An 11,562-nucleotide genomic window follows, 5' to 3' on the forward strand; every position below is an offset into this window, starting at 1 on the left:
CTCATATGATGAAGGGGAGGTTTACTAATATGGTTCTTATTCCCATTCAACGGATCGTAAGCAGCACAACTAACGTAGTTACTGCTCCTACAAGCGCAACTGCTGCGACTCTAGCACTCGCAGGTGCAGCACCGAATGTAGTGAACGTAGGGAATGCACCGCGTATTTGGCCTCAGATAACAAAATTCGACAATGATAACGGTCCATTTGCAGCAGTTCCGAATCCGGAATTCATCTGGTCACAACCCACATTCGTTCCGGGTGAAACGCACGGTTTTGCTACTGCTTCAGTAGCAATTCCACTTACTATTGGAGTTGCCGCTGACTTTGTCATTGCGATGGCTGTATTTGCCGACAATGCTGTGGTTGCAACGATTCAAGCTTTCAGCCCATTGCAAATCAGCTTGTTCCCAGTTCCTGGACTGAATGTACCATTAATTGGAGGCTCCTTGGATCCAACTACTGGCTTAACTACAGATGTTGCGAATCCATATAACTGGCAAAATGTGCGCTTCTATACGATTCCAGCATCACTTGGACTCATCTCACTTGCGCTTAGCGTACGGTTTGTATTCCAATTCCAAGTGACAAACTACTTCACAACTGGCGCTGTCAACACAGCTGGCTTATCTTTCATTGCTGACATTTATCAGTCCTTGCTGTAATTGCTGCTGCTTGCCTCTAGCAAACCAGTTGAATAGCTGAAACGAATGAAACAACATGAAGCATGATGCGATTCCTTAGAGCGCATCATGCTTCGTGCCTTGTGTTACGATTCTTATTGATTCTGGCTGTGCTTGACGCCCCTCAATCCGATAACTGCGTACGCGGGGACGAAGCCGTGACAAAGATACAATGATGTACGAGCACGGATATACGGCATGCTCAATGTCGAAGATGGACGGGTATGGAACAGAGGCAGGATGAGAGTGAAATACGGCGATGAGCTGTTCTCCACTACGCTCCATTTGCTTCAGTGCATGATCCAGTTGCTCCATATCCATCGTAAATGATACTGGACTGCGGTCAATATTATCGATGATCCAGCAGCGGCTGGCAATCCCAGCGTTTCCTGACAGCAGTCCACAAGCTTCCAATGGCTTCTCTTGCAGACAATGCCCTACCATCTCTCGATATGTGTTCTCCGTTAGCTGTAGTCCCACAGCATTATGATTTGTCGGTAGAGGATTGTTCACGTTTTGCCCGCTCCCTCTGCATGAGCAATAGATCTTGAGCTGGATCTTTCGGTATGCGAGTATGGCTCGTTAATGATTGTTGATTCAAATAACTAAGCAGTGAGCCGGAATGCTTGCTTGCTCCGTCTGCACGATTTACCGTATTGGCATGAAGCCATGTAAACGTCGAATATGCGGGAGCTTGCCGCTTCCTGTCCTCCACCTGTTCCTGCTCTCCGACATTCAACTCCTCCGACTCAGTTTGCAGTTCACGGTTTGCCCCTTTCTCATGGAGAGGATTGGACATCTCGCCAGCCTTCTGATTGTGTCTCCATCTGCCACCTAGTGATATCCCTGACCCTTGCTCCTTACCCCCGATCGACCGGCTATCTGATTGCTCTCCCTTATACAGTTCATCGGCTTCATCCACCGTAGGAGAGTCGTGACTTTTCTCTTTATCCTCCCATTCATATTCCGCGACCAACACGCTTCTGTTCACGAACATATCGTCATCATAACCGGTGTCATTAAGGCTCTCCTCAACGATATCTACAGCTTCTTCAACATCCTCTTCCTGCCAATCGTCTCCTGCGGGTTCCTCATTATCCTTATACTTTTGCCAATACACTTGCTCATTCAACTCATCCCCATGCTCAAGCTCATGCACACTTACTCGTTCTTCACTGTGCTCAATGGTATCTGTCCCTGAACCCTCATAAGCGGAACGCACTTCTTGAGCAAGCCGCGACTCTTTATCCCCCCGCTGCTGCGAATGTTCGTGCGGTTCCAGTTCATCCCTGCGTGAAGTTTCTACAGACTGATGCAAATTGGAGGCATCCATGAATGAAGTCTGCACATGCGGAGCCGTCGCCTCTTCCTCCCGCGATGCAACGTCTTCAGCGTGCCGCACCTCAGTAGTAACGGGACTTATTTCCTTCTTCCTATCCAATTCAGCTCCTTCGCCATTATCCATCGCTCGAAGCTTCTCAATGACATCTAGAATCGGAAGATACGAGAAGTAGGAGGCAGCTGCACGAGTGATTCCATTGCCGAGCTGCACGAGCTGTTCCGTAGACAATCGCAGGAATCCGCCGTATGTGAGCGCCACTGAAGTCCAAGATTGCCCTGTCAGCGATAACTGATAATTCGACCGATCCTTCCAATTCAAGCTCGCTCCACGGATAGGCAGCTCACCGTGCTTCAACATATTCATAATAAGTAATTGGGCCAACTGTTTGCTCTGTTTGCGATGATGGAAATAATAATGAACACTTACCTCCATTGCATCATCCGGTACTGCTGATATCCATATCCCCTGCCGCTGATGATTCGATTCGCTTAACAGCTGCTTGCGCGTATCCTCTGAATCCACAATCGTGACTCTCAATCCGGCTTGGGACAGCGTGGACTGTATCGGGTACCACAACCGATCCACAATCTCCGTCATCTTGCTCTCTAGTACAACTCGGCACCCTTCAAGCGGGTTCATAATATCGAGCATGCCTTGTCGTTTGTCCAGATGAAATGTGAACGAGTACTTGCCCAGCAGCTGGTATACATCAACTAACCGCGTCTCCGCAATCTTGCATAATGGCTTGCCATTCAATCGAATGTGCATTCCATGCCCCTCCCTCCTGTATGTACTGACTAACGTCATTGTATGAGGCGAATTCCGAATGGTGCCAAATTGGAACCAACGGCATGCAACTGCTCCAATACGCGAACCTGCTCCCGCTCCATCTCTTCGATAAATGATTCCAATCGCTGCATCTCATGCTCCTCTTGCAGCAGACGTTCTTCAAGCAGCATCATCTCTTCTTGCCATGCAGCAATTCGCCCAGATGCAAATTCATGCAGTACGCCTAACTGCAGCTTGGCATAATGCAGCAATACATCATCCTGTATAGAAGGACCCATTGTATTCATGGTCAAGAATGGATGGAACAAATCAATGAGTTCGATCGGTCGGAAGCATGGGTACCCGATGCCAAGAAGCGGGACAGGCACATGAGCCTGTTCAGAACAACGAACCCCTTGGATGATGCGAAGCCTCGATTCCCGGACGAACGGTACTTCCATAAAGGATCCCCAGTCCCTGCCTCCGTTGCTTGAATATGCACAGGCTAACCATGAGGAACCTGTAATCGAGAGAAACAGACCATGTTCTCCTGCAATAGTAAGTCGAGGAACGGAGGATTGATTCTGAAAAAACACTTTCAATGGGGTACAGGAATTCGTAACTTGTATGCCTCGCGCACAATATACCGTAGCTGTGACTCCGTTGTGTACGACCCACGCGAGATATGGATCTCCTTCCCTCGCCGCGGATATTGTAATGCTCCAATTCTGCCCTGCTTGCGCAGAAGAGAAGACGTGTTGCCATTTTGCCTCCTCTGATTCCATATCGAGCTCGAGCAGCATCAGCTGCTGTCGATTCGTATCTCCATGTCGAATCAGGAACAGCCCATAAAGAGTCCCTGATTCACTTATATCGCAGCTTGCTTGTTCAATATGTACATTGACGCCATAATCTTCGTGAACATAGGAAAAAGCCCTCTCTCGCCACCTCCCCTGCTCAACCTGTCGAAGCACATACGTAAACTTCTTGTTCAGTATTGTAGTGAAGCCGAAATAGAGGGTTCTGCCAAGGTTAAAGAGATACGGATTCGATGAGCTGGGATGCCTGCTTATTCGCAATTCTTGCTTTTCATCTGCACGCGCATTCACGCTGCAACGTGCATAATAGATACCCGATTCATAGGCCATCAACATATGTAAATGGCCATGAAGCAGAATGGCGCTGAACTGCTTCACGGTACTGCTGAACCTCCATAGGTGCTGCTTCACCTGTTCAACTCCGCGGTATAAGGAATGAAGCAGCGACCCATCGGATTGAAGTTCTACCCAATGCACGCCTTCTGAGGAATATAAGCAAACTTCTTGCCTCACTGCGATCCCCTCCAAATTATTTTATGGGGGTGTCACCTTTTCTAGATCGCCCCCATAGACTGTATTGAATTTGAATTCAGATTCTATAAAGGAGGCAGGAAACATTCATGGAGAGCAAGTTAGTTCAAGGGCAAACAACGCCCCCCGAATATTTGCCACTACCCTCTTTGGAATGTATAGAGGTTCCTAAAGTATTCGATTGGGTGTTGTTAACGACGCAAATTGTTGATGAAGCATGCATTGATCCAGCTCTGTGCTTGCCATTGCCGGCTACATTCAGCGCTCAAGCAACGTTACTGACAGTAAGCTGCGGAGAGAAAGTCGGTTCTATTAGAGAAAATGTAGTGGTTACTGTTGGTGGCACACCAGTTACTCTACAACGTGTTGTCATTAAGAAAACAGGAACGTTTGAAGTCACGATCATTGATACTACAGTCGTCCCTAACGTAGTACATTGCACATTTACAAAAACCTTTGTACGCTTCGAGAAAGTTCTGTTGTGTGCGCCTCCGGGAACTACAATTGATTGCGAAATCGTTCCGAACACATCAACGATTGAAGTTCTCGATATTGTCGACAACTCTTGTGTCAACGTGGACATCGTGATTTGCCAAAGCATTCAGGTAAAAGCGAATGTCAAGTTAGTTGTTGAAGCTGAGCTGTGCCAACCGCGTGCAGTGATTCCAGTCCCTGAAAACGCTTGTGTTGTCACATTCCCGAAACAATGTCCTACTATCTTCCCTGGTGCACCTTATCCGTTCCCATCATAATCAAAATGCTGATCGGCTTGGGGTGGTGGCTAAAACCATCCCCTTTTTTATTCTCTCGATGACAGGAACGAGGAGGGGCTAATGCGGCTATACTATATCGCTTCCGGTTATCGGAGGCCAATTGATATCCTCGATAATGCGCTCATGAAGGCTCTGTACGGCCAGTGTCATGAGAGCAAAATATTTCTGTTGAATCGTGCACCAATTCAGCAGCTTCTTCCCGATATCCGCGAATTCAGGCCTGATTTCGTCTTGACCATTTGCGGTCCGCGCTCTTTTCTGCCTGTTGATCTGGTTCGCAGCATACGGAGGATGGGCATTCCGATTGGCGTATGGTTCGTTGATGATCCCTATGCCATCGACAATGCGCTGCAAGTAGCGGCCGAATACGATATCATCTTTACCATTGATTCTGGTTGTGTCCCTTACTATGAGCGCCACGGCTGCAAGCGAGTTCACCACTTGCCGCTCGGAACAGACATTGATATCTTCCGTCCCTTCAACGCTCATCCTTCTTATGAGAGCGACGTCTGTTTCATCGGCACTGGGTACGATAACCGACTGCGTATGATGCAGCAAATGCTGAAGGAGCTTGATCCTGGCTTACATGTGAAGCTTGTCGGACATTTCTGGGACACCGTCAATTGGTCGGGTGGTTGTATCCCTCACCTGCGAACCAAGTGGGTCAACTTCTCTGAGACGCCTCGTTATTACAACGGTGCCAAGTTTGTGCTGAATATTCACCGCAGTGAGGATGATACGTTAATTGATAAAAATAAGACAGGTGCTCCCGGTCACACCATTAACAATCGCACCTTCGATATTGCGGCATGCCGGCGTGCACAGATCATTGATTATCGCCCAGATCTTCATATGTTCTATGAACCAGGCGAGGAATTGCTATGCTTCGAGTCGCCGAAGGAATGTGCTGAGCTTATTCACACGTACCTCTACGAAGATGCCAAGCGGAGCTCCATCGCCTCTCAAGGCTATGAACGAACTCGGGCAGAGCATACGTTTGCGAAGCGTCTAGAGCATTTGTTGAGTAGAGTGCGGGAGCTATAGATAACTAGTTCTCCACTTCGATTCGCAAGTTCTGAACTTCCTATCAGCTCTGCTATATCTTATGATGCGTCTTCCGAAATCTTGAGAGACAACAGCCTGATAGACGAGGAAATGTGCAACAAGCCCGTGGATAGAAACCTAGCATATAGAAGAGGGTGCGATTACCCTTTGACAAATGACTCCATAATCCCGGCCGCACCTGCAATAGCAAGCAGAAGGATAACCGGAAATGCATAGGTGGGGATGAGAAGGTAACAAGCCGTGATAAATGCGGCAGACCATACTCCCGTGCACCAATAACAGGTGAGCAGTTTGCGCATAAAGGCATGAAAACGGCCGCCTTTTTCTTCGATCACTGCAAATATAGCTCCATTCTCATCCGTATGATACCGCTCCTCTACAAAAGGTTTGCGAATGAAAGAAGTAATTTCATCGAATACGATGAGTCTAGTTAGGCGATAGCTCGCCAAAATAAGCAACGTCAATGACAACCAGGTTATGTTATGCATAGCAGTCCCCCTTAGCCGCTTGTATCACTCATTCGATCAGTTTCATTGTATGGACTTCTTGACAAGGATAGAACTGTTCCCTACTACTGCCTTGGACATTACATAGCGCCACCCTTCCTTGCAGCGGGAACAAAAATCAGAAGGAGGAAGAAGATATATGCAGGCACTCCCCATCATCGCTACCGAGGATCATCTTATCAGCTTGATTCAACAGACAGATGAACGACCGTTGTGGCTCTATAAACACAATACAAACTGCGGCTCGAGCAGAGTAGCTCACCTCGCGCTGAACCAATTTATGAACCGTTATCCGCATTTATCTTCCCGCTTCTCCTATGCTGTCGTTCGTGTCCTCGAAGAGAAGGCTCTCTCAGGCAAAGTAGCCGAATTATTGCAGACTCCTCATAAATCCCCGCAAATTCTGCTTGTTTACAAGCAGAAAGTCGTATGGAATTCGTCTCATCAGCAGATTAACTCTGTACAGCTGTCACAGCTTGCACAGCACTTTCTACAGCAGAATCCTTCGCTCTAAAGTAAGTTGCCATTTCCGTTGGCGCCTTGCCGAATTCACTTGCTTACATCAAAATACCGCCAGGAATGGAGGATAACCTCTCCTCTTCTCCTGGCGGTATTTGGTACACGTATTCTCTATTTAACTCTGATTGTTGTTATCTACCGACGAAGCTGCCCACTACATGAATCTTACCTGGATGCGCGGCCACCACTTCACCGATGCACACCGCTTCTACACCACGAGCTTGCATCTCATGAATCATCGCTTCCGCATCGCTAGCTGCAACAGACAAGAGCAGTCCACCTGATGTGACTGCATCACACAGCATCCACTGTGCAATCTCATCAAGTCGCTCGTCGAATACAACTTGATCCTTCACATGATTATAGTTATTCTTCGTTCCGCCCGGTACAGCACCGTTCTCAGCCAGTTCACGAACGCGTGGCAAGAATGGTACGTTCTCCGCGTGAATAACAAGTCCTGCCTCGCTGCCTGCTGCCATCTCTGTACTATGGCCGAGCAAGCCGAATCCCGTAACATCGGTACATGCGTGGATCTCGTATCCGGCCATTACTTCAGCTGCCGTCTTATTGAGTGTCGTCATCGTCCGTGTTACCAGCTCAATTTCTTCTGGCTGAAGCAGCTCACGCTTCAAGGAAGTTGTCATGATGCCGACACCAATCGGCTTCGTCAACACCAGCTTGTCGCCAGGTTTAGCCCCCGCATTCGTCAGAACCTTGTCCGGATGAATGATGCCCGTTACGGCCATGCCGAACTTCGGTTCCGCGTCATCAATGGAATGACCGCCAACGAGTGTTGCTCCCGCTTCCTTCACTTTATCTCCCGCTCCGCGCAAAATGTCTGCCAAGATGGACTTGTCCAGCTTCGAAATCGGGAAGGCCACAATATTCAATACCGTGAGCGGCTTGCCTCCCATTGCGTAAATATCGCTAAGTGCATTCGCAGCGGCAACTTGACCGAACGAATAAGCATCATCGACAATCGGCGTAAAGAAATCAACCGTTTGCACTAATGCCATGTCGTCATTCAGCCGATACACACCCGCATCATCGCTTGTATCCAATCCTACGAGTAAATCCGGATGCTTCTCTGTCTGCGGTAACATGCGCAATACTTGAGACAGATCGGACGGCCCTATTTTGCAGCCGCATCCTCCTTTGCTTGACAAGGTTGTTAATCGAACCGTTGATTGTTGTTGATCCATCACTTTATCCTCCCATCGCATAAGGCGAATTTCTTCCATTTCGTGCGTATCATACATAACTCTTTTATTGTAACATATCCGCACAATGCGATCGTCCATACGGACGCAAAAGCTGGTTCTGTAAATTCGTCCATTCGCTAGCAAAGCAAAAGCTGTCCATTTGGCCAATGATGAATGAGATGTGCAACCAAAATATATTAATTTGTTGGGAGGAGCGCTGATATTACAGGCAGCAGCGATCATAAAAATAATCGGAGAACTCATCCAAGACACTAGATGTGCATCGATTATAATAATTACGTCATTCTCGAAATTATCAGACATTAACAAAAGTACGATATCGAGAATAGTAAGCAGTGAAATAAAACGACCCGAGTTCTCAACTTTAGAACCATTGGCAACAGCATTGGATATCACCTATAAAATATTGGCTTGATTATAATAAAAATAACTTTGGCCTGTTAAGCGCCAAAGCTATAATTCCATGGTCATTTAAATTACCTTGTGTTATCTATCGACTGCTTACGAAGAAAATGAACTTGTACTGTTGACATATGTAACTATACCAATAACAACCGAAATGACAACAATAGCTATTATGGCACCGATGATAACTTTCTTCCTTGATTTTTTTTTGTTATCGTTCTGCTCATTCATAAGGACACCTCCTACATTAAATATATTAAATAACGGACAACATTATGAGTTGCCCGTTATTTAATTTACAGTAATAACCAGATATTCAAGATATTTTAGATTTAGAAGCTCATGTAGCACTCAAGCTCTTTGGTTGCCACTCTTCCAATGCCGTCAATAATGATGTACAAAGATAACTCTCCGACAATTGTAGCACTTCCACCAGTTCGCTGACTGTTGACGTTAACACTTGATCTCGAACTTTTATGCTCCCATGAATTTCCAGGATGGAATCCGTACAAACCACTATCAGTAGTTGGAGTGCCAATAATTTTTCTGTCTTTATTATATGTTGCAATAACATATGCTTTCATCCATGAAATCTTGTTGTCATTCCACGTTTTCTCATGTTTAATTGTGTAATCGCCGTCAGCCATGGTAGCAAATTCGCTTGAAATACTTGTTGTGGCAGTATTTTTTGCAGAAGAGAATTCATTGTAATAATTTAACAGAGCAGCATATTCATCGACCGTATTGATTTTGACATAATTTGCGACTGTGTCAGAAAGCACTCCTTGCCTTGTCTGCGATACCTGGCTTACCGCAAATCCTGCTGCGTTTGCTGCTTCTTCGTAAGACTTGTACTTTCCAGCGTATTTAGCAAAATACTCAGACGGCACAACATCATGCACAGACACTTGTGACGACAAAGAAATGGCAGCATTAGGAGCTGCTTCTGCACCTGCCGAAAGTGCAAATACATTAAATACCATAGCACAAGCAAGAACAATTTTCCATGTACGAATTTGTTTCATGTTTTAGAAACTCCCTTCATATTTGGATTATTCTTATGTAATATACATGATGTTGTTATTAATGTAACATATTTACATCAAGTAATCTACGATAAAATCTATTTTTACGAAAATAAAAGAGAGCGCCCTTCAATCAGGCACTCTCTCTGTTCTACAATAACAAAAACACTTTTGTCTTTTGTCGCTTCACGGGAAAGTATAGCTAACTAATCGCATACTTTATACCACTTGTTTTAACCGTCGTGGAAGCTTTGCTTATTAGCTGTCGTCCATTATACGAGGCCGATCTTGTCGCGACGACTGGCTGTACCTTGCTTGCGCTTCTCAATCAGTCGATTGAGCGCATCGACATAAGCACGTGCGCTCGCTTCGAGTATATCTGTACTTACACCACGGCCAAGCACAGATATTTCATTTTGTGCGAGAACGACATGCACTTCACCGAGTGCATCCTTGCCGTGCGTGACCGACTTAATGGAATAGTCAACGAGCTCAACATCTTCCTGCGTAGCCTTGTCGATTGCCTTATAAATCGCATCAACAGAGCCATTGCCTTCCGACTCTTCCTCAAGCACACTGCCTTCCCATGTTACGATACGCACTTTCGCAGCCGGAATTGCTTGGTTCCCGTAAGCGACGTATATCGTCTCGAGCGAGTACACCTCAGGCGTATCGATCAGTTTCTCCTCGAGAATGGCCCGGATGTCCTCATCCGATACTTCTTTCTTCTTATCTGCCAATTCCTTGAACTTGGCGAAAGCTCCGTTCAGCTGTTCTTCATCCAAGTCATAGCCAAGATCAATCAACTTCTCACGGAAGGCATGACGGCCGGAATGCTTGCCAAGCACGAGTTTGCTTTCCTTAAGTCCGATCGTCTCTGGCGTAATAATCTCATACGTTGACCGTTCCTTCAGCATGCCGTCTTGATGAATGCCGGATTCATGCGCGAAGGCATTGGCGCCCACGATCGCCTTGTTGCCTGGGATCGGCATGCCTGTCAGCTTGCTGACGAGTCGGCTCGTACGCGCAATCTCAGACAAGACGAGCGAAGTCTTAGCCTCATAGAAGCTCGATCTCGTATCAAGCGCCATCGCAACCTCTTCAATTGCAGTATTGCCTGCACGCTCCCCAATACCGTTGATCGTCCCTTCGATCTGATCTGCACCGTTCAAGATTGCAGCGAGCGCATTGGCAGTCGCCATTCCCAAATCGTCATGGCAATGTGCACTAAGCTGAATCGTCTCAATTCCCGGTACATTCTCCTTCAGCGTCTTGAATATATTTCCGTACTCATACGGCGACAAGTATCCAACCGTATCCGGAATGTTCACAACGGTAGCGCCTGCTTTAATCGCCATCTCTGTCATTTGGCATAAGAAGTCGATCTCCGTACGGCCCGCGTCCTCTGGAGAGAACTCAACTTTGCTGAAGTACTTCTTCGCATAGCGAATAGCTGCTTCAGCTGTCTCAAGTACCTGCTCCTTCTCCATGCGGAGCTTATGCTTGCGATGAATTGGCGAAGAAGCAAGGAAGAGATGCAAGCAAGCATCCTCTGCACCCTTCAGCGCTTCATAAGCTGCATCAATATCCGGAATACGGGAACGGGACAGGCCGACAATCGTAGATTGCTTCACCGCTTTCGCCACTGCATTCACGGCCGCCAAGTCACCAGGAGATGCCGCAGGGAATCCCGCTTCGATGCGGTCGACGCCTAGGCGCTCCAATTGAAGCGCGATTTCAAGCTTCTCCTTCGTATTCAGGTTCACGCCAGGGGACTGCTCTCCATCCCGAAGCGTCGTGTCAAAAATATAAATTTTGCGCACCGGCTGCACCTCCTTCTGTAGTCTGTGGAGCTTTACAAGTATCAGTTTATGTTCAAAAAGCCCATGAATAGCACCGAAAAG

13 protein-coding genes are annotated in these 11,562 nt (G+C 46.9%); 5 read left to right on the top strand and 8 right to left on the bottom strand.

Annotation, left to right across the window (positions count from 1 at the left end; genetic code table 11):
* Nucleotides 1-29 precede the first annotated feature (29 nt).
* Complete coding sequence (locus PBN151_RS00440) at nt 30-665, top strand: hypothetical protein (protein WP_072727226.1); 636 nt, start codon at nt 30-32, stop codon at nt 663-665.
* A 75-nt stretch (nt 666-740) separates the two neighbouring features.
* On the opposite strand, the gene PBN151_RS00445 is transcribed toward PBN151_RS00440, so the two are convergent.
* The 3 genes from PBN151_RS00445 to PBN151_RS00455 are packed head-to-tail and all read right to left on the bottom strand — an operon-like array spanning nt 741 to nt 4,124.
* On the bottom strand, nt 741-1,196 hold the full coding sequence (locus PBN151_RS00445; RefSeq protein ID WP_072727227.1) for a M67 family metallopeptidase: 456 nt from the start codon (nt 1,194-1,196) through the stop codon (nt 741-743).
* Nucleotides 1,168-2,793 carry a hypothetical protein gene (locus tag PBN151_RS00450; RefSeq protein WP_072727228.1) on the bottom strand — a complete coding sequence of 542 codons (1,626 nt, stop codon included), beginning with the start codon at nt 2,791-2,793 and terminating at the stop codon, nt 1,168-1,170. Before PBN151_RS00450 ends, PBN151_RS00445 begins: the two co-directional genes overlap by 29 nt.
* A 35-nt stretch (nt 2,794-2,828) precedes the next feature.
* Nucleotides 2,829-4,124 (bottom strand): hypothetical protein, encoded by a 1,296-nt coding sequence (locus PBN151_RS00455; RefSeq protein ID WP_072727229.1) that lies wholly within the window; start codon nt 4,122-4,124, stop codon nt 2,829-2,831.
* A 107-nt stretch (nt 4,125-4,231) separates the two neighbouring features.
* On the opposite strand from PBN151_RS00455, the gene PBN151_RS00460 reads away from it, so the two are divergent.
* Nucleotides 4,232-4,894, top strand: a complete 663-nt coding sequence (locus PBN151_RS00460; RefSeq protein ID WP_072727230.1) for a BMQ_0737 family morphogenetic spore coat protein — start codon at nt 4,232-4,234, stop codon at nt 4,892-4,894.
* 81 nt (nt 4,895-4,975) lie between these two features.
* Nucleotides 4,976-5,959, top strand: coding sequence for a CgeB family protein (locus PBN151_RS00465; protein ID WP_072727231.1), 984 nt, complete (start codon nt 4,976-4,978; stop codon nt 5,957-5,959).
* A gap of 161 nt (nt 5,960-6,120) precedes the next feature.
* On the opposite strand, the gene PBN151_RS00470 is transcribed toward PBN151_RS00465, so the two are convergent.
* A complete protein-coding gene (locus PBN151_RS00470; RefSeq protein ID WP_072727232.1) occupies nt 6,121-6,468 on the bottom strand; it encodes a DUF1360 domain-containing protein in 348 nt (115 codons plus the stop codon).
* A gap of 157 nt (nt 6,469-6,625) precedes the next feature.
* Between PBN151_RS00470 and ytxJ the strand changes: the two genes are divergently transcribed.
* Nucleotides 6,626-7,000, top strand: coding sequence for a bacillithiol system redox-active protein YtxJ (gene ytxJ / locus PBN151_RS00475; RefSeq protein WP_072727233.1), 375 nt, complete (start codon nt 6,626-6,628; stop codon nt 6,998-7,000).
* Nucleotides 7,001-7,136: 136 nt separating this feature from the next.
* Here the strand turns inward: ytxJ and selD are convergent, their stop codons facing one another.
* A complete protein-coding gene (gene selD, locus PBN151_RS00480; RefSeq protein WP_072727234.1) occupies nt 7,137-8,207 on the bottom strand; it encodes a selenide, water dikinase SelD in 1,071 nt (356 codons plus the stop codon).
* A gap of 181 nt (nt 8,208-8,388) precedes the next feature.
* On the opposite strand from selD, the gene PBN151_RS00485 reads away from it, so the two are divergent.
* Entirely contained in the window at nt 8,389-8,643 is a 255-nt protein-coding gene (locus PBN151_RS00485) for a helix-turn-helix domain-containing protein (protein WP_072727235.1), read from the top strand.
* Between the two features lie 86 nt (nt 8,644-8,729).
* Here PBN151_RS00485 and PBN151_RS32210 read toward each other — a convergent pair whose 3' ends face one another.
* From PBN151_RS32210 to PBN151_RS00495, 3 genes are all read right to left on the bottom strand, one after another.
* Nucleotides 8,730-8,864: a hypothetical protein gene (locus PBN151_RS32210; protein ID WP_021254482.1), complete on the bottom strand. Its 135-nt coding sequence runs from the start codon at nt 8,862-8,864 to the stop codon at nt 8,730-8,732.
* A 101-nt stretch (nt 8,865-8,965) separates the two neighbouring features.
* A complete protein-coding gene (locus PBN151_RS00490) occupies nt 8,966-9,658 on the bottom strand; it encodes a hypothetical protein (RefSeq protein WP_021254481.1) in 693 nt (230 codons plus the stop codon).
* 272 nt (nt 9,659-9,930) lie between these two features.
* Nucleotides 9,931-11,481: a 2-isopropylmalate synthase gene (locus PBN151_RS00495; RefSeq protein ID WP_021254480.1), complete on the bottom strand. Its 1,551-nt coding sequence runs from the start codon at nt 11,479-11,481 to the stop codon at nt 9,931-9,933.
* Nucleotides 11,482-11,562 lie beyond the last annotated feature (81 nt).

The organism is Paenibacillus sp. NAIST15-1 (assembly GCF_001894745.1).
Classification (GTDB): domain Bacteria; phylum Bacillota; class Bacilli; order Paenibacillales; family Paenibacillaceae; genus Paenibacillus_B; species Paenibacillus_B suaedae.